Origin of the sequence: Rheinheimera sp., from assembly GCF_020217005.1 — a bacterium.
Classification (GTDB): domain Bacteria; phylum Pseudomonadota; class Gammaproteobacteria; order Enterobacterales; family Alteromonadaceae; genus Pararheinheimera.
Genome location: NZ_JAIWOI010000367.1, coordinates 1 through 18,356 on the forward strand (window position 1 = coordinate 1; position 18,356 = coordinate 18,356).

Here is an 18,356-nt window from a genome sequence, read left to right on the forward strand (position 1 = left end):
CGTCTTGTCTTTCACACTCTTTACTACGTTCTGTATCCGGTCGTTTTATTGCTGTTGAACCAGCTGTTCGACCCGAGTTGTGATTATATTATTGCGATAACTATTATTTCGCAAGTTTAATTTTTAATTATTTTGATAATTCTTATTAAGTATTTGATTTATAACTGTTTTTATTTTTATCTTCGATGGTGTAACAACAATAACTTAGGTTCAGGTACTGGTTTTCTCTCTTCAAGCGAGCTGGCTGAACCAGCATACGGGGCTTAGCCGCTGTTTTTATGAACAATGCGTGGTACATAATCATTTTTGTTGCAAAAAAGATAACAAATAAGCACTATCTTTTGTTCATCAATCAAGGAGATTATCGATGAACTTAAAGTTATTAAGCTGCGTCAGTGTATTGTTATGTAGTTTTGTCAGTCTGGCCGAGCCAGCCAAGCCTGAAACTGTAGAGCTGTTTCTGAAAGTAACGGATGCCGCCGCTACAATAGATTACGCTTATGCGCAGTTAGATCAGATGAGCGAGCAAATGGTTCGTGCTCAACTCAAAGATGGAAAGGACGATCCTTTGGTACAGAAGCACTTGCGGGAACTGAACCAGTTGGTTCGCTCTGAGTTATCCTGGCAACAGTTAGAGCAGCCTATGAGCGCGCTTTATGCCAGTATTTTTACTGAAGACGAGTTACAAGGCATTATCGCTTTTTATCAATCACCAGCAGGTCAGAAGATGGTCAAGCGTCAGCCGGAATTGATTCAGGCCAGCATGGCAATGATGCAGGAACTGTCGATGCAGTTAATGCCTAAAATTAAGCAATTGGTAGAGAAACAGAGCCAGGAAAGGATAGAGCAAAGTCAGAAGAAGTAGTTTTTTCGCCATTACGGCATGTACGTCAGCCCTTCTTCTTCGCCCTCGGATGCGCACTGTCATAGACTTTAGCGAGCTGCTGGAAATCCAGGTGGGTGTAGACCTGAGTGGTATTGAGGTTGGCGTGGCCTAGTAGTTCCTGCACGGCGCGCAGGTCTGAGCTGGATTCGAGCATATGAGTGGCGAAGGAGTGACGCAGCATATGAGGGTGTAAATGCTGAGTTAAACCCTGGCGCTCCGACCAGAGGTTGACACGCTGTTGTACTTGCCTGTGGCTGATCCGGTTTTTTTGTTTACTTAAAAACAACGCCTCAGGCTCTGCCCCCACGTAAGCGCCTCGCACTTTTAGCCAGTCTTTCAGAGCAGCCACTGCCATACGGCCTATAGGTAGTACTCTTTGTTTATTGCCTTTGCCGCGCACCCGTATCAAGGCTTCGGACCAATCAATATCCTGCAGATTGGCACTGACCAGTTCGTCCAATCGTAAACCTGATGAGTAAAACAACTCCAGAATAGCTTTATCCCGGCAGGCGAGAGCATCTTCGCTGGTATCAAAATCCAGCAGGTGATGAATTTGGTCGACATCGAGATTTTTTGGCAAAGGTTTATCAAATTTTGGCACTTGTAGATAAGAGGCTGGGTTTTCTTTGAGTTTGCCTTGTTGCACCAGGTAACGGTAAAAGCTGCGTAACGAAGCGACCCGTAGCGCTAAGCTACGTGCTTTCAGGCTTTTGCGGCATGAAGAGATATGCTGTTGTAACTGGGTTTCGCTGAGATCTAGCCAATGACGTGCTTGCCCGGCCAATTGACTGGCCACAGCGCAAAGCTGTAAATGGTAGCTGGTTAAGGTTTTATCGCTGTAACCCCGTTCATGTTTTAAATAAGCCAGGAAAGCCGACAAGTCGGCCTGCCAATCAGCTAATTCAGGCGACAACATAAGAGGGTAAAACAGCTAATACCAGCTTCGCCAGATGGTCCAAAAATAAGGTGTCCATCCCTGGCTGGAAATGCTCGTCTGAGTCACTGCCAAAAGCCAGCAGGAACTGCTGCTCGTCCGACAGTGTTAACAGTTGCAAGGACACAGAGTGAATGTGAGATTCAAACAGCGCCGACATTTCGTCGCGGTTCATCCGGCCAAAATAATAAGTTTTGCCACTTAAACGGCGTTGCAGTATCAGCTGTAATTGCGCGACCTGCTCGGTTTTTTGCTGCAGGTCGACCAATACACAACTTTGCACCTGCGGCATTTTGGCGGTAAAGGCCTGCAGTGCACTTAATAACGCGCTTTGATCTGTGGTTTTTAATAATTCTAAGTGCAGATCGTTCAGCGCATAAAATATCTGCTCGTTCTGGCGGGCTATACCCATCAGACGCGTAATGTCATCTTCTAAAGAACGGATTTTTTCGCGCTGTAATTCCAATTGACGTTCTACTAAAGACACCACACCTCTTTGCTGGTGTGGTAAACGTAACCGGCTTAAAAGCTCCGGGTGCTGCAGAAAAAACTCTGGGTGATCATAAAGATAATCCACAATCAGGCTAGCTTCAGCCAGTTCAGGGTTCACCAGTGTTGTATCGAGAGGAAGGTCGCTCATAAGAATAATTGTCCATCAAAAACATGTTCGGCTGGCCCTGTCATTTTGACGGGTTGGCCAGGCCCTTGCCAGCGGATCTGCAAAGAACCGCCTGGTAAATCTACCCTTACCTGGGTTTGTAATTTTTTCTGCATCTGACCAATCACTGCCGCAGCACAAGCACCTGTGCCACAAGCCAGGGTTTCACCAGCGCCACGTTCCCATACTCTTAATTTGACATGAGAAGGCGACAGCACCTGCATAAAACCTATATTGGCGCGTTCAGGGAAACGTTCATGGTGTTCAAACACCGGCCCCCACTGATGCACCGGAGCCGTCTGAATATCATCGACCAGGATCACCGCATGTGGATTACCCATAGAGACCACTCCACATAAAGTAGTGGCGTCTTCACTGTGCAGAATATAATTCAGCTCCTGTTTTTGTGCTTTAAAAGGCACTTTGACCGGATCAAACTGCGGTACGCCCATATTGACCGTGACCTGACCATCTTGCTCTATATACAATGTGATTTTGCCGGACTTAGTGCTGACCGAAATTTTGTATTTATTGGTCAGGCCTTTATGCCGGACAAATTTCGCAAAACAGCGTGCGCCGTTGCCACATTGTTCTACTTCAGAACCGTCGGCATTAAAGATGCGGTAATGAAAATCCAGATCCGGATCGTATGGCGGTTCCACCATCAGCAACTGGTCAAAACCCACACCAAAGTTGCGATCGGCCAGCTTTTTGATTTGTTCTTTGGTAAAGAACACATTTTGGCTGACGGCGTCTATCACCATAAAGTCATTGCCCAAACCGTGCATTTTTGAGAAATGCACTAAGCTTTGGTGATTGCGATCTTTAAATTTATTGTCTGGGTTCATTCAGGGTACCAACTGTTCACCGTGCCACAGGTCTTGCCATTGCTCGCGCTGGCGGACTAAATAGCTACGGTCACCATCCACCAGCACTTCGGCGGCTCTGGGTCTGCTGTTGTAGTTGGAACTCATGGTAAAACCATAAGCACCGGCCGAGCGCACCACCAGTAAATCGCCCGGCTCCAGGGCCAAAGCACGGTCTTTACCGAGGAAATCACCTGTTTCACAGACCGGACCTACCACATCGTAAGTGACGGCTGGAACATCAGGTTTTTGTTGCACAGCAATAATAGATTGCCATGCGCTGTAGAGTGCCGGGCGAATTAAGTCGTTCATAGCTGCATCAACAATAGCGAAATGCTTTTCCTGACCTGGTTTTAAATACTCCACTTTGGTCAGCAGTACACCGGCATTGGCCATAATGGCACGACCCGGTTCAAAAATCAGCGACAGCTGTGGATACCCCGCCAGTTTTTCTACTACTTTAGCGGCGTATTCAGCAGGATGCGGCGGAGTTTCACCGTCGTAAGGCACACCCAAACCGCCACCAATATCGATATGGCTTAAGTGGATACCCACTGCCGCTAATTTGTCGATCAATGCCAATAACTTATCTAAGGCATCTAAAAATGGCTGGGTTTCGGTCAGTTGTGAACCAATGTGACAGTCCACACCACAGACTTTTAAATGTGAAGCGGCATTGGCTTGCTGGTACATGGCGAGCGCGTCGTTAATGTCGATACCAAACTTATTGGCTTTTAAACCGGTAGAAATATAAGGATGGGTTTTGGCGTCGATATCCGGGTTCACCCGAATAGAAATAGGCGCAATGATATTCAAACGGCTGGCCACTTGCTGAATACGTTCCAGCTCTGGAATAGATTCGACGTTAAAGCACTTGATGCCGGTGTGCAGCGCAAACTCAATTTCAGTGACCGACTTACCTACACCAGAGAACACCACTTTTTTGGCATCGCCACCGGCTTGCAAGACGCGGCGTAATTCACCTTCGGAGACGATATCAAAACCACTGCCAAGGCGGGCCAAAATGTTGAGCAGAGCTATATTGCTGTTGGCTTTGACGGCGTAACAAACGAGTAAGTCACGGCTTGGCGCAGCTTCAGCAAAAGCTTTGTAATGGCGCTCTATGGTCGCACGGGAATAGACATAAGTAGGCGTGCCAAATTCTGCGGCAATATCGGCTAAAGCTACGCCTTCGGCAAATAAGTTCTGATTCTGATAATTAAAGTAATCCACTACTGTTCCTTTGAAACTACTGGCTGATCGGCTGGCGCTGGTTGTTCTGCCGGCGCTTTATTGGGTTGTGGGGGTTGAGGCAATGTCAAAGGACCTTTTTGGCCACAGGCCAGTAACCATTGGCTGAGCAACAGGATGCACACCAGTCTTTGTCGCTTTGTATTCATGGTTTTTATTTCATTAATTATTTTGCGCTCTATAATCGCATCCTTAACAGCAAAAGCAAACAGGTGAAACCGATGAATGACGTAGAATATGACGAACTGACCGATCAGGTGCTGCTTGCGGTGGAAGATGCGATAGAAGCATTGGACTTGGATCTGGATTATGAGTCGAACGGTGGCTTGTTAAGTATCAGTTTTCCGGATGGTAGTAAGGTGATTATTAATAAGCAACCGCCACTGCATCAGCTGTGGGTTGCCACTAAATTTAATGGCCACCATTTTGAATTAAAAGACGGTGTCTGGATTGATAACAGAACAGGTGCTGAGTTCTGGGCATTAATTTCCGATGCCTTTAGTAAGCAGTCAGGCCAAAACGTGGTGCTTAGCGCTCAGTCCTGAGTGGCAAGGCACGCAAATTAAAGAAACAGAGAAATACAATGGCTTTACTTCCTTTTGTTGATGTAAAACCTGCAGCTCAGGCCGATGCCGCAGTGGTCTGGTTACATGGTTTAGGTGATTCGGGTGATGGTTTTGCCCCTATTGTGCCGGAATTACGTTTACCAAAAAATTCTGGCATCCGGTTCTTATTCCCACATGCGCCTGTGCGTCCTATCACGATCAACGGTGGTATGCAGATGCGTGGCTGGTACGATATAAAGACCTGGGATTTAAACGACAGGGCCGATGAAACTGGTGTACGCGAATCGGCTGCAGCTGTTCAAGCTTTAATCGACAAACTAATTGAGCAGGGCATTCCGGCCAATCGTATTTTGTTGGCAGGTTTTAGTCAGGGTGGTGTTATTGCGCTACATTTATTACCCCGCCTTCCATACAAGCTAGCAGGCGTCATGGCTTTATCAACTTACATGGCGGTGCCAGGCAAGTTAAAAGAAGAAATGACAGGAGTGAACAAAAGCACAGCTGTGCTGGTGAATCATGGTACTCATGATGAAGTGGTGCCTTACAGCGCGGGTCAGGCTGCTTTTAACGCTTTGAAATTTGCAGGTTTTAATGTGAATTGGGTGGATTATCGTATGGGGCATAGTGTCTGCCCACAACAAATTGCCGATATCAGCCGTTTTATTCAGCAGCAATTACCCGCACTTTAACCATGGAACAGCACAAGTGACAACAGCGCAGGAAAAACTAGTAGTCCGGGTCAGTCTGGGACCTGCTGCAGTAGCCTCTGGCACCGACTTACCCGAGCCTGTTACTGAACAACAGTGGCATTGGCGACGCATCACTGGTGCTTTACTGACTCTCTGTGCTGCCGCTTTGTTGTTGTATGGCTGGTTAAACGTGGAGTCGCCTGATACCGCGGTAAATACTATCCCAGAGAATGCCCCTGTTGTGAGCACTGCAGAATCTATCGAAGCCGCAACACCAGAGTTGGTGTTGGCGGCCGTACAGCAAAATGCAGAACCTGTAGTTTCGGGCGACTTAAAGTTTGAGTCTGAAGTTGAAGGAGTCACTGAAACCGCGGTTTCAGAGCCAAGGGGGGAAGCACAACCTGCGGTAGAACAATCAGCCGAAGATGCGGATGCGCAGCAGGAAGATGGGGCGCCTTTGTTTCATGCCGATACAGGGGTTTTAAGGTTAGCCCTCTTAACCAATCAAAATCCATCGGCTAAGGCCTTTAGTTTTGGTGAGCAGATTGACGCTGCGACAGTGCCGCATTTGGCTTTATATTCTGAGGTTACAGGTTTGAATGGCCAGCACATTGAACATCGCTGGTATTACGAAGGTAAACTGATGACCAAGATCACACTTCCGGTTAAACTCGATTATTGGCGGACCTATAGCAGAAAAGAGTTTGATGCTAATCAAAAAGGCGAATGGCGGGTGGAGATTCTTGATCCACAACAGAATCTGCTATTTAGCCATCACTTTCATTATCAATAATATCCCCCTCGTACTTGAAGCTGCAGCTTTGTTGCCTGAGTGCTTTCGCCCCAGTCACAAATTTCGATGGATTAACTTTGCTCTCTGGCGAGCATCCACCTCAAGCCATAGACGCATAGGACAACTATGCTCCAGGGGGCTCAATCACCTGTCGTCGCGCTGCAACTCCAATTACTTTGGGCATATGCCCTGATTACTTGGTGCTGCTTCGTCTGCCACTTTGCTTACTTTGGGTATATACTAAGCGGCATTTTCAGGCAGATCAGCCTTTATCATCATTCTGTTGCTGCTGTTTCCCGCTGTTTAAAGGAGTACCAATGAACCTTGTTCGCATTGCCACCCGTAAAAGTGCGTTAGCTTTATGGCAAGCCAATTTTGTTAAAGCTGGGCTGGAGGCTGCTCATCCGGGGTTGCAGGTTGAGTTGGTGCCTATGTCTACTCAGGGCGATAAAATTCTGGATACTCCTTTAGCTAAAATTGGCGGCAAAGGGTTGTTTGTCAAAGAGCTGGAAACCGCTATGCTGGAAGGCCGTGCAGATATAGCAGTGCATAGTATGAAAGATGTACCAGTCGACTTTCCTGAAGGTTTGATGCTGCATACTATTTGTCGTCGTGAAGACCCACGTGATGCTTTTGTCTCCAACAACTATCAAAAGCTTGCTGATTTACCGCAAGGCGCTGTGGTGGGCACATCGAGTTTACGTCGTCAGTGCCAAATCAAAGCCATCAGACCTGACCTGCAGATCAAAGACTTACGTGGTAACGTCAATACGCGTCTGGCCAAGCTGGATGCGGGGGAGTTTGATGCCATTATTCTGGCGTCTGCTGGTTTAATTCGTTTAGGTTTTGAGGCCCGTATCGCCAGCTTTTTAGAAGTGGACACTAGTTTGCCGGCCAATGGTCAGGGCGCTGTAGGTATTGAATGCCGTAGTGATGATTTGGTTGTTCAACAGCTGTTAGCTCCGCTGGAACATCAGGAAACCCGTATTTGTGTGTTGGCTGAACGGGCGATGAACCGCAAGCTGCAGGGCGGTTGTCAGGTACCTATTGGTGCTTTTGCTGTACTTCAGCAGAATGAACTTTGGCTGCGTGGTTTGGTCGGACAGTTGGATGGTTCCGAAATTTTGCGCTCAGAAATCAAAGGGGATGCGGCGGCAGCTGAGCAATTAGGAACTCAACTGGCTGAACAGTTACTGGCGTTAGGCGCAGACCGCATTTTAGATGCGGTCTACCGTCAGGCCTGATTGGCGTGAAGACTCCACTGCTGGATCCATTGTGCCCAGTACTGATCACCAGACCAGCGGGCAAGGCGGATCAGCTGTTGGCCAGTTTAGATGAGCTGGCTATTCCTTACTTGTATCAGCCTTTGATCACCACCCAACTAGTGCCGTTAAAACCAAAAGCCGGCACTTTGCTGGAGCAGGCGGATCAGGTGATTTTTGTCAGTGTCAGCGCCGTCAGTTGTCTGCAACAACAATACGATTGCAAACAGATCACTGCGCCTTTAATAGCTGTTGGTACGACCACAGCCACAGTACTGGGAAAATGTAGTGGTCGTGAAGTGTTGGTGCCACAGGATCAGCGCAGTGAAGGCGTTTTGGCTTTGGCAGAATTACAGGATGTTGCTGATCAACATATAGTGATAGTGCGGGGCAATGCTGGACGCGAGCTGATTAAAAAAGGCTTACAACAGCGCGGGGCCCATATTCATTATGTGCAAAGTTATCGCCGAGTGCCTTTGCCCTTGGATGGACAGAGCTTGTCGGACCAGTGGCGTCAGCAACATATTCAATGTATTGTGGTCACCAGCAACGAAATTTTACAGCTTATTTTTGAATTATTGCCCAAAGAGCAACATAGCTGGTTACAGCAACAGTTATGGATTATGGTCAGCCCGCGGATGAAAGAAGCCGCTATAGAACTTGGGATAGAAGCGTCCCGTATTTATTTGTCAGCCAGTGCCAATGATCAGGCGTTACTGGAGGCTATTTGCCAGTTAAGAGGAACTTGTCATGACTGATACGCCGGTGGCTGTTACTGCCTCTGAATCTCCACTTTCCAAAGATCCGGTTGAAAAAGTGCCAGCAAAAAATACCCCGACACCCCCTGCTAAAACGGGCCGTGTGCTTGCCTGGTTTTCATTAGTGCTAAATCTGATTTTGGTCGCTGCTGTTGCTGCAGCGATTTGGTGGTTATGGCCACAATGGACTGCTGTGCTGCAACAACAGCAGGTATTACAGCAACAGCAACTACAACAAACTGAACAAGGTAAACAGCAGCATCAGCAACTGACTGAACAATTGCAACAGCAATTGGCCTTAGTGACCGATCAGCAGAAACAACAAGCCGCGGCATCCGTTCAGCACCAACAGGCTTTATTGCAGTTGCAACTGGAGAGTAAAAAACAGTTAAGCAACGGTCGTACCTGGCAACTTTGGCAACTTCAGCAGTTGTTGCAATTAGCTGGGCAAAAAATCTGGTTAGAGCAGGACATGCCTGCGGCTTTACGTTTATTGCAAGGCGCTGAACAGCAACTGGCGGTATTGCAGGACAGCAGCATGCAGCCATTACGCCAGGCTATTCAGACTGATTTAGCTGAACTGCAAAAAAATACCTTGCCTGATGTCGCCAAAATCCAACTGGGACTAACCAGTCTGCGCAAAGCGGTCAATGATTTGCCCTTGCGTCAAAGTGAGCGCGCACTGGATAACACTGCCCCAGTAGTAGCCAGCAGCTCTGACTGGCAAAGCACCTTACTTCAGCACTGGAATTCATTCTGGAGTTCGTTAGTGCATGTCCGTCCAACTCAACCTGAAGATTTATCTCTGTTATCTGTAGGGGAGCAACTGAGTTTGCGCAACACCTTGCAACAGCAACTGCTGTTGGCTGAACTTGCAGCGATGAAATATCAGAGCGAGCTGTATCAGGCAGCATTACAGCAGGCCATGGATACTTTACAACGCTATTTTGCGGCTGTGGATCCAAGGGTAAGTGCGGCATCTGAGCAATTAGTGCAACTGGCGGCTTTACCTGTGGCTTTCCCAGCGCCGGCCGCTTTACAATCCAGCGCTGTGCTTGATCAGGTGATGCGCCAAAGCATGGTGGAGACCAAGCCATGATCCGTTTGCTGAGCTTAGTTTTACTGCTGGCCGCAGCCATGTTGGTGGGTCCCTGGTTGACGCAGCATCCTGGTTATCTGATGCTGGTGCTGGGGCCTTGGACCATCGAAATGACGCTGGTGGGTTTTGTTATCCTGCTGGTACTTACTCTGGGTCTGTTGTGGCTGACGCTACGCATAGTGCGGCCTTTTTTGGGGTTTCGTAACTGGACCTTAAATCCGTTTCGTGGCCGTCAACAGCGCAAAGCGCGTTTGGCTTTTGAACAAGCAGCTTTGGCCTTAGCAGCAGGACGGTTTCAGGACGCCGAACAGTATTTTGACCGTTCTGACGCCATGCCAGAATTTACTATGCTACGTCAGAGTATGGCGTGTTATGCTGCATTACAGGCTGGGCACGCTGCTAAAGCTATGCAACTGGCCGAACAATTGGACGCAACCCAGGCTCAGAGCTGTTATGTCAAAGCCGATCTATTATTGCGCCAGAATCAGGCCAAAGCAGCGCTGGAGTTATTGCAGCCTCACATGCTGATACCAGCAGATGCGCCTTTGTTAGCTCCTCTGTATTTTCAGGCGCTTTTAGCAGCCGGTCATAATATTGAAGTTTTTCACACCGTACTGAAAGCCATAGAACAGAAGTGGTTTACTAAAGCGCAGTGGCAATTGCAACGTTATCAGATTTATCCGCAGGCTATCCGCAATCTGGCGGCTCAGGGCGTGTTTGACGAAAGCAGTGATTATTGGCTGGCTTTACCTTCGAAAGAACGCAAGTCGATGGCTGCCGTGGTGGGACGGGTGTGGGCTAAAGTCAAAGCAGGCCAGGCCGAACAAGCTGAAAAGCTGCTGGTGGATCACCTGGCTTACACTGACTTGCCTTTGGTCTGGCCTGTGCTGAAACAAATCCCGCTAAAACGCCATGTAGTGCTGCTGCGCAAACAACTGCAGCATTGGTTACGTGATCACAAAGAGGACGCTGTGTTGTATGCGACTCTTGCCTATTGTGCAGAGCAAGACGGCGAGCCTTTGCAGGCTGAAATGGCCTGGCAAAAAGCCCTGCAGTATCAACCCGGTTTAAAAATCTCCTGAGATGCAATCAGAGCTTTTAACAGGTCTGGCGCCAATTATTGGAGCCAGACCTCGTATTCTGTTACTTGGCAGTATGCCAGGTGCCGCCTCGTTGACTGAACAACGTTATTACGCTCATCCGCGCAATTTATTCTGGCCCTTTATGCAGCAGCTTTTTGCTATTCCGGTTGAGCTTGAATATCGGCAGCGTTGTCAGTTACTGACTGAACAAGGGATAGCGCTGTGGGATGTCATCGCTCACTGCGAAAGACCCGGCAGCCTGGATAGTGCCATTAAAAAAAGCAGCGTGATTTGTAATACGATTCCGCAATTGCTTGAAGCACAACCACAAATTCTAAAGATTTGTTTTAATGGCAGCAAAGCAGCAGAAGAGTTTAAACGTCATCTGCTGCCTCTGATTAAACATCGGACTGATATAGAATATTTCCAACTTCCATCCAGCAGCCCAGCTCATGCCAGCCAAAGCAAAGAAGCAAAGCTGGAATTGTGGGCAAGGGCTTTACTGGAATAACACTTCCAATTCAGCTGTAGCTTCAAAACCCAGAGTTTGAGCCTGTTGAAACATTGCTTTGGCTTCAGAGGTTTTTTGTTCTGTCAGTAACTCAATGGCGTGCCAGCCTAAAGCTACAGGATCATTTTTTTGCTGCAAATACTTAGCCCAGCCTTGATCAAACTGAGCCCGGGCGCGTTGGGCTTCGAGCAAGCCATTGCGGGCGGCTTGGTCCAGCCAGTAGTGATCCGTCCATTCTTTCGGCCTCTTAGGTATGGTCTTTACATACATCTTATCTTTGGCAAAAAACGGTGCCTTTCCTGTGTTGAAGTTTAGATCCCAAGGCGCAATTCTGTACTCTCCGGCCTTGTCTATAAACTCAAGCTTGTCGCCTTCTGTCAGTGGAACTTCGCCGTCAAGCACTCTGAGTTGTATCAATTTTTTCTGCTGGTCGACCTGCACTAGTGCTGTACCACTAAAGGCGGGCATAGGAACAGCCCGAGCTTTTTCCGGTCGGAAGTCAGCTTGTTGTGGGGGGAGCTTCTGTTGCAACAGGTTAAGATCTGCTGTGGTATCAGAGGCTGGGTCCAGATAATTCAATAAAATGGCATTCGTGTATTGGTGGCTCGCTATGCCAGCTAAAGCTCCAGGCCAGGTGTCTTGCTGCAGTGACATAAATAGTTTGTCGCGCCATTTGTCCTGTCCGGCCATATCCAGGCTAAAACTCAAGGTGACGGTATGAATAGACTTTTGTGGTGATGGTTGATATCGCCATTGTCTCAGTGCATGCTCGGCTGCATCATCAAATACGCCAGCAGGGAAACTGTGTTGAGTTTGCGCATAAATAACTTCGCCTTGCTCATCAATCAGTAACAGAACAGACGCGAAACCCTGAGTACCTCTGCGCGCTGCATTTATGGGATATCTGGGTTCCACCCGCTGAATAATTTCTCTGTTGTTGTCTTTTGCTGGTTGTGCAGTTTTTTGTTGTTGCATACTGGCGTAAGACGGCACAGCCTGACTGTGCCATAACTTAGCCTGCTCCTGAGCTTGTTGTTTTTGCTCATCACTCAATCGGGAGTCAAGAGTCTGTATACCTGTAAGGGCATTGGGGTGACCAAGCTCAGCGGCCAGACTGAAATAGCTGTAGGCAAGTGGCATATTCTGAGCCATCCCTTGGCCATTCATAGCCATCACTGCAAGATTAAACGCTGCAGTGGCATTGCCCAAAGGCAGTAACAGCTCAAACTCGGCTTTTGCTTGTTGGTAATGTTGTTGGTGATAGAGCTGGCTCGCCTGATAAGTATCGGCCAGAGCTACAGATGAAATCAGCAAAGCTGAGCTGAGTACCAGTAGTTTTAACATCCATTGTTCCTTTGAGTCCTTGAAAATCCACGCAAATAGTAGCTACAAAGGATCGTCTGGTAAATATTTTGTTAAGCCAATTTAGCTCCATTTGGAACGGTTTGGTCCGGCACCGCCAATACTACAGCGCCATCGGGTCGGTAAAATCCTGTGATCAGACATTCAGAGCGAAATGGTCCTATTTGTTTGATAGGAAAATTCACCACTGCAACCACCTGTTTACCCAGCAATTCCTCTTTAGTGTACAAAGCCGTGATCTGAGCACTGCTTTGTTTCACCCCTATTTCAATGCCAAAATCTACTTTGAGCTTATAGGCCGTTTTACGGGCTTCCGGAAAATCAGTGACTTCGATCACAGTACCAGTTCTGAGTTCTACTACAGCAAACTGATCCCAACTAATAGCCTCCATAACATCGCTCCTTTTTTTACAAAGACTTAGCTTTACATACTAACCTTCAAGTTGTCATGGTTTAATAGGAAATGCGTACAGGAGAAATCAATTTCACTATTTCGCCTTGACAGAAAATATAAAAGCATAAATATTGAATTACATCGCTTATTTAGTTTTGACTTTGTATGACTTCAATCCACGCTTGCTCAGAAAGATTTGCCCGGACAGCAGCTCCGGCGAATTTGCATGCGTGCTCCACTGATTACCACTTGTCTGAGTGGTTCGACGAATAAATATCCGCAATTGATCTGACCGAATTTTATATGCAGCTGTTCGGCTGCCTGTAAAACCATGGCCTTTGGCCGTTTTAACATCATAAAAAGAAGCAGGAAAATAAAAATGAAAGCACCTCTCTTAGGCGCGTTGGCGCTGCTATTCAGCAGTCACAGCTTTGCCTGTTTGCAACAAGAAAGTGAAAGCAACAATACCGAAAGCACCGCTGATGGCGCCTTGTGCAGTGGCACAGTAGTAGCGGCCAGCATAGGCAGCAGTTCAGATCAGGATTGGTATTATTTTGATACCACAGCAACAGGAGATATCAGTGTCAGTTTAAGTCATGGCTCAGGCAAAGACTTTGATTGGTACCTGTATCGCAGCTCTGGCAGTTATATTCTGTCCGGACAAAGCAGTGCCAACCCGGAAAGCGGCACTTATACCGCATCACCAGCAGGGCGCCACTATATCAAAGTCACACGCTACAGCGGCACAGGCACTTATCAGCTAAACGTTAATTTTGTCGGCAGTACGGGCGGTGGCGAAAATCCTCCTCCTACCGGAGGCTGTAATTACGGGGCAAGACCGTCCAAACCCAGTAATTTGACCAGCTACATCACAGGTTCAAGCTCTGATACTTGTGTCACCTTATCCAATCCTGCTTTATTGCTTATGGGTGGGGGTACTGATGTGGACAATGCCTTTAGTTTAAGGGTTGGGCCTCATATTCAAGGTGGCAATATTGTGGTGCTACGAACTGCAGGTACCAATGCGTACAATACTTACCTACAGGGCTTAACTAATGCCGCTTCGGTTGAAACCATTATTGTTGACACAGTGACTAAGGCCAACTCAGATTATGTTGACTGGGCCATTCGCTCGGCTGAGTTTGTCTGGTTAGCAGGTGGTGATCAGTCAGCTTACCTGAATGCGTGGAAAGGCACTAAAGTCCAGTCAGCTATCCAGCATGTATATGACAAAGGTGGTGTGGTTGGCGGTACTTCTGCTGGTGATCATGTGTTAAGTCAGTATGTTTATGACCCAGATGGAGTAGCAGGAGCCATCAGCGCTGAAGCTGTGACGGATTTTTGCCACCAAACTATCAATATCAGCTCAGGCTTTTTAAATTTCCCTGCGCTGCAAGGGGTGATCAACGATACCCACTTCCGGCAACGTGACCGGATGGGCCGTTCTATGGTATTTCAGGCTAAAGTTGGCGCTGCAAGTCGTGTTGTGGCAATTTCAGAGGCGACCTCTTTGTTTGTGAATAGCAGTGGTCAAGGCATAGTGGATGGCACTAATGAAGTTTATATCCTCAAATCTGACGCACAGACCCAATACGTTCAAACCAGTTGTGGTTTGCCAGTGAAAGTAAACAACCTGCTTAGGTATAAATTGGTTAGTGGCGATCAGTACAACTTAACTAATAACAGCACTTCTATAGTGCCAACCCGCATCAGTTTGGATGGTAGCAAAGCCAGTTTCTACACACCTACCAGTCCGTACTAATCCTGCCAGTTCGTACTAATTTAGTAATGTGAATAGTCAAAGCCAAAGGAATGGCTTTGACTTATGTCAGTTGTTGGTTTGGTTGCCCAGACGAGGTTCCAGACGATTTCTTAAATCCCCTTCAATCACCACGGCCCTGCCAGTTTTTTTATCCAGACAAACAAAAGTGATATTGGCGTCTGCCACCAGGGTGTCCGTACCTTCCAGCCAGATTTTCTGATGAATGACGGAGCTCTTGGTATTGATGGCGCTAAATTCAGTATCGATACGCAGTTGTTGACCCATAGTGGCCTGGGCTCTGTAATTGATGTTGATATTAACTATGACCCAGGCCAGTCCCAGCGTTTCAAAATGTTCGATATCGCCATGATGTTCCAGATACCCCCAGCGCGCTTCTTCCAAAAACTCTAAGTAGCGGGCGTTATTGACGTGTTGGTAGCCGTCCAGGTGATAACCCCGGACTTTGATAAAAGTGTGATGTAACATAAAGCACTCTGGTTGGACCTGTTTGGTCTTATAATGCCATAGTTTTTCCACCGGGTTAATGAAGTTTTTGGTGGCAGGGGCTGAGATTTTTTTGGCCTGCTGCGTCGGAACCAGTAGAATAAACGTACTTTGGTTATTTGGTGCTTTTATGCGTCTGTTACAGCAGCTCTCTGCTAAATCTTATTCCACTTTTGCCCTGGATACACAGCTTGCAGAATTAGTTGAGCTGGAATCTTTGGCCGAATTAAAAACTTACCAGCCAACGACCACTCCGTTATTGTTGGGCGAGGGCAGTAACAGTGTTTTTTTGACTGACCAAACTCAAACTATCTTGCGTTATTTAGCGAAAAGCCGGACTTTGTTGTCAGAAGATGATCAGCAGGTACAGCTACATATCGAAGCTGGGGATAACTGGCACCAGCTGGTGAGTTGGACTGTTACTCAGGGGTGGTGGGGACTGGAGAATTTATCTTTGATCCCTGGCTCTGTTGGTGCGGCGCCCGTACAAAACATTGGTGCTTATGGTGCCGAGTTGGCGGATTGTTGCGACTATGTCGATTTTTTCCACTGGCAAAGCCGCACAGTACAGCGTTTAAGTAAAAGCGACTGCGGTTTTGGCTACCGTGACAGTATTTTTAAAACGGCCCTGGCCGGCCGTGGCGTGATTGTGGCCATAGGACTGACGCTGAAAAAACAAGGTCAGCCAAAATTAGGTTACAAAGGCTTGGAACATTTAAATGAGCATAGCAGTGTTGCTGAAGTGGCACAGGCTGTAATAGCTGTACGTCAATCTAAATTACCTGATCCCGTCGTGTTACCAAACTGCGGTAGCTTTTTTAAAAACCCTGTGGTGCGTCATTCTGTTTTTGAGGCTATTCAGTCGCGTTATCCAGCTATGCCGTTCTATCCGCAAGCTGACGGCTTGGTTAAGTTAGCTGCAGGCTGGCTCATAGAGCAAGTGGGGTTAAAAGGCGAGCGTATGGGTGATGTGGGTTGTTATGAAAAGCAAGCGCTGGTGCTGGTGAATTTTGGTCAGGGGACGGCAGAGGATTTACTCAAGATGATCAGCTTAATACAGCTAAAAGTTGCGACACAATTTGCAGTTCAGCTTGAACCCGAGGTGCGCTTACTTGGCAATTGAACAACGTAAAACTTTACCTCATAGCCTGATTGTGCAGCGCCAGCTGGTACTTTATCTGGCTGATGGTGCTTTATGTTCAGGCCAATGGTTGGGAGAGCAATTAGGGATTAGCCGTACTGCGGTGGCCAAGCATTTAGAACAGTTGCAGCGCCATGGCCTGGATTTATACAAGATCAAAGGCAAGGGTTATCGTTTGGCGCAACCTGTGCATTTACTGGATGCAGCACAGATTAAAGCACAGCAACAACAGTCGGCACCTGTCTGGGTGCAATCTGTTACTGACTCTACCAATAGCCAATTAATGCAAAAGCTAAAAGAAGGTGTGGCACTGGAAAAGGGCACAGTGCTGGTGGCCGAGGCTCAGACAGCAGGCAGGGGCAGGCGCGGTAAACAGTGGTTTTCGCCTTTTGGCTGCAATTTATATTTTTCAATGTACTGGCAATTGGAGCAAGGAATACAAGCCGCTATGGGGCTAAGTTTAGTGGTAGGTCTGGCGGTTGCTAAAGTCTTGCAACAGCAGTGGCAGCTACCGGTACGCTTGAAGTGGCCAAATGATTTGTATATCGAGCATAAAAAACTTGGCGGCATTTTAGTTGAACTGGCAGGCCAAACTCATGCCCAGTGTGATGTCGTCATAGGTTTAGGCTTAAATATCCGGATGCCAGAGCAAACGGACCGAGAGGTAGACCAACCCTGGGCTGATTTAACTTCGGCTTTGGGAAAGCCGATAGATCGGAATTTATTAGTGGTTTTATTGCAGCATCAATTAGTGCAGGAATTGCGGCAATTTAGTCAACACGGCTTTTCGGGCTATGTGCAGGATTTTAATCAATTGGATCAATTTTCAGGTGAGCAGGTCACTTTATCCAGTGGTAATCAAAGCACTACTGGTTTTTGCGCTGGTGTTGACGCTCAGGGTGGGCTAGTGCTGGAGATTAATGGTCAGAAGCAAAGCTTTTATGGTGGCGAACTTAGTTTAAGAAAGGCGCTATGATGGAACTATTACTGGATATAGGTAACAGTCGAAGTAAAGCTCGTTTACATGATGCTGGTCAACTGACCGAAATACAGCTTGAACAGATCAGCTCTGAGCTGTGGGCTTCAATCAAAGCTGTGTATTGTGCCAGTGTGGCAGCCGAGAGCCGGGTGTTGGCGATACGCGAACATATCCCTTCTATTGTGCCTTTTATCCAAATCCGTAGTGAAGCACGGGCTTTTGGTGTATGTAACAGCTACAAGCAACCGCAGCTGTTAGGTGTCGACCGTTGGTTAGCTTTAGTTGCGGCCTCTGCTTTGTATCCTGAAAAAGACCTGCTAATAGCGGACGCTGGTACAGCATTAACTGTAGATTGGTTGAGTGCTGCAGGTGTGCACGGAGGGGGGTGGATTCTAGCCGGCCAAAGATTGCAGCAAGAAGCCGTATTAAGTAAAACAGCCAAAGTATTTTCTGCGCAATTGGAAACCGAACAACTATGCCCTGCGACTGATACTGCCACTGCTTTATATCAGGGCGCAATCGCAGCTTTAGTGGGTGCTATACGACAGGCTTTTGCAATTAAACCAACTGAATTAATTATTTTAACGGGCGGGGATGCAGGGCTGTTGCAAAAATACCTGACAGATCTACCTGTTCAGCTTGAATCTCAGTTGATCTTTCAGGGATTAGCCCGATATATCGAGCCGAATTGACCGTTTTGTGTACTTATTGAGCATTCAGGTTGGATTTTATAAGTTTTTTTTTATTTCCTGTTGCGTGGGGTGGGGCATTCCACTAGAATTCGCACCCACTGACGTAGCCGCTTTAGCTCAGTTGGTAGAGCAACTGACTTGTAATCAGTAGGTCATCCGTTCGACTC

General features: G+C 47.4%; 21 protein-coding genes. 13 read left to right on the forward strand and 8 right to left on the reverse strand.

The window, feature by feature from the left end:
* Positions 1-367: 367 nt before the first annotated feature.
* A complete protein-coding gene (locus LDL40_RS18205) occupies positions 368-865 on the forward strand; it encodes a DUF2059 domain-containing protein (protein WP_300996892.1) in 498 nt (165 codons plus the stop codon).
* A 25-nt stretch (positions 866-890) separates the two neighbouring features.
* Here the strand turns inward: LDL40_RS18205 and xerC are convergent, their stop codons facing one another.
* From xerC to LDL40_RS18810, 5 genes are read right to left on the reverse strand one after another with little or no spacing between them, the layout of a single operon-like run.
* On the reverse strand, positions 891-1,802 hold the full coding sequence (gene xerC / locus LDL40_RS18210) for a tyrosine recombinase XerC (RefSeq protein WP_300996893.1): 912 nt from the start codon (positions 1,800-1,802) through the stop codon (positions 891-893).
* On the reverse strand, positions 1,789-2,460 hold the full coding sequence (locus tag LDL40_RS18215; protein ID WP_300996894.1) for a DUF484 family protein: 672 nt from the start codon (positions 2,458-2,460) through the stop codon (positions 1,789-1,791). Before LDL40_RS18215 ends, xerC begins: the two co-directional genes overlap by 14 nt.
* The gene (gene dapF, locus LDL40_RS18220; RefSeq protein ID WP_367304347.1) at positions 2,457-3,326 is read right to left on the reverse strand and encodes a diaminopimelate epimerase; all 870 of its coding nucleotides are present in this window, start codon (positions 3,324-3,326) and stop codon (positions 2,457-2,459) included. Before dapF ends, LDL40_RS18215 begins: the two co-directional genes overlap by 4 nt.
* Entirely contained in the window at positions 3,327-4,577 is a 1,251-nt protein-coding gene (gene lysA, locus LDL40_RS18225; protein ID WP_300996895.1) for a diaminopimelate decarboxylase, read from the reverse strand.
* Entirely contained in the window at positions 4,577-4,744 is a 168-nt protein-coding gene (locus tag LDL40_RS18810) for a lipoprotein (RefSeq protein WP_367304348.1), read from the reverse strand. The genes lysA and LDL40_RS18810 overlap by 1 nt, the downstream gene beginning before the upstream one ends.
* Positions 4,745-4,816: 72 nt before the next feature.
* On the opposite strand from LDL40_RS18810, the gene cyaY reads away from it, so the two are divergent.
* The 8 genes from cyaY to LDL40_RS18265 all read left to right on the forward strand — a co-directional run bounded on the left by cyaY (position 4,817) and on the right by LDL40_RS18265 (position 11,355).
* Positions 4,817-5,140, forward strand: a complete 324-nt coding sequence (cyaY, locus tag LDL40_RS18230) for an iron donor protein CyaY (RefSeq protein ID WP_300996896.1) — start codon at positions 4,817-4,819, stop codon at positions 5,138-5,140.
* A gap of 38 nt (positions 5,141-5,178) precedes the next feature.
* Entirely contained in the window at positions 5,179-5,850 is a 672-nt protein-coding gene (locus LDL40_RS18235; RefSeq protein ID WP_300996897.1) for an alpha/beta hydrolase, read from the forward strand.
* A gap of 16 nt (positions 5,851-5,866) precedes the next feature.
* A complete protein-coding gene (locus LDL40_RS18240) occupies positions 5,867-6,643 on the forward strand; it encodes a DUF2914 domain-containing protein (protein WP_300996898.1) in 777 nt (258 codons plus the stop codon).
* Between the two features lie 317 nt (positions 6,644-6,960).
* The gene (gene hemC / locus LDL40_RS18245; RefSeq protein WP_300996899.1) at positions 6,961-7,887 is read left to right on the forward strand and encodes a hydroxymethylbilane synthase; all 927 of its coding nucleotides are present in this window, start codon (positions 6,961-6,963) and stop codon (positions 7,885-7,887) included.
* Positions 7,888-7,892: 5 nt separating this feature from the next.
* The gene (locus tag LDL40_RS18250) at positions 7,893-8,663 is read left to right on the forward strand and encodes a uroporphyrinogen-III synthase (protein WP_300996900.1); all 771 of its coding nucleotides are present in this window, start codon (positions 7,893-7,895) and stop codon (positions 8,661-8,663) included.
* On the forward strand, positions 8,656-9,762 hold the full coding sequence (locus LDL40_RS18255; protein ID WP_300996901.1) for a uroporphyrinogen-III C-methyltransferase: 1,107 nt from the start codon (positions 8,656-8,658) through the stop codon (positions 9,760-9,762). Before LDL40_RS18250 ends, LDL40_RS18255 begins: the two co-directional genes overlap by 8 nt.
* Positions 9,759-10,844: a heme biosynthesis HemY N-terminal domain-containing protein gene (locus LDL40_RS18260; protein WP_300996902.1), complete on the forward strand. Its 1,086-nt coding sequence runs from the start codon at positions 9,759-9,761 to the stop codon at positions 10,842-10,844. The genes LDL40_RS18255 and LDL40_RS18260 overlap by 4 nt, the downstream gene beginning before the upstream one ends.
* Before the next feature lies 1 nt (position 10,845).
* Positions 10,846-11,355, forward strand: a complete 510-nt coding sequence (locus LDL40_RS18265) for a DNA-deoxyinosine glycosylase (protein WP_300996903.1) — start codon at positions 10,846-10,848, stop codon at positions 11,353-11,355.
* Here LDL40_RS18265 and LDL40_RS18270 read toward each other — a convergent pair.
* Positions 11,344-12,699, reverse strand: coding sequence for an energy transducer TonB (locus LDL40_RS18270; protein ID WP_300996904.1), 1,356 nt, complete (start codon positions 12,697-12,699; stop codon positions 11,344-11,346). The two genes, LDL40_RS18265 and LDL40_RS18270, sit on opposite strands and share 12 nt — an antisense overlap.
* Before the next feature lie 71 nt (positions 12,700-12,770).
* Positions 12,771-13,109, reverse strand: coding sequence for a tRNA-binding protein (locus LDL40_RS18275; RefSeq protein ID WP_300996905.1), 339 nt, complete (start codon positions 13,107-13,109; stop codon positions 12,771-12,773).
* A gap of 381 nt (positions 13,110-13,490) precedes the next feature.
* On the opposite strand from LDL40_RS18275, the gene LDL40_RS18280 reads away from it, so the two are divergent.
* Positions 13,491-14,873 (forward strand): pre-peptidase C-terminal domain-containing protein, encoded by a 1,383-nt coding sequence (locus LDL40_RS18280; protein ID WP_300996906.1) that lies wholly within the window; start codon positions 13,491-13,493, stop codon positions 14,871-14,873.
* Between the two features lie 66 nt (positions 14,874-14,939).
* Here the strand turns inward: LDL40_RS18280 and LDL40_RS18285 are convergent, their stop codons facing one another.
* Complete coding sequence (locus LDL40_RS18285) at positions 14,940-15,359, reverse strand: acyl-CoA thioesterase (RefSeq protein ID WP_367304349.1); 420 nt, start codon at positions 15,357-15,359, stop codon at positions 14,940-14,942.
* A gap of 148 nt (positions 15,360-15,507) precedes the next feature.
* On the opposite strand from LDL40_RS18285, the gene murB reads away from it, so the two are divergent.
* The 3 genes from murB to LDL40_RS18300 are packed head-to-tail and all read left to right on the forward strand — an operon-like array spanning position 15,508 to position 18,189.
* The gene (gene murB, locus LDL40_RS18290) at positions 15,508-16,500 is read left to right on the forward strand and encodes a UDP-N-acetylmuramate dehydrogenase (RefSeq protein ID WP_300996908.1); all 993 of its coding nucleotides are present in this window, start codon (positions 15,508-15,510) and stop codon (positions 16,498-16,500) included.
* On the forward strand, positions 16,490-17,494 hold the full coding sequence (gene birA / locus LDL40_RS18295; protein WP_300996909.1) for a bifunctional biotin--[acetyl-CoA-carboxylase] ligase/biotin operon repressor BirA: 1,005 nt from the start codon (positions 16,490-16,492) through the stop codon (positions 17,492-17,494). Before murB ends, birA begins: the two co-directional genes overlap by 11 nt.
* On the forward strand, positions 17,491-18,189 hold the full coding sequence (locus LDL40_RS18300; protein WP_300996921.1) for a type III pantothenate kinase: 699 nt from the start codon (positions 17,491-17,493) through the stop codon (positions 18,187-18,189). The genes birA and LDL40_RS18300 overlap by 4 nt, the downstream gene beginning before the upstream one ends.
* Positions 18,190-18,356: the final 167 nt, after the last annotated feature.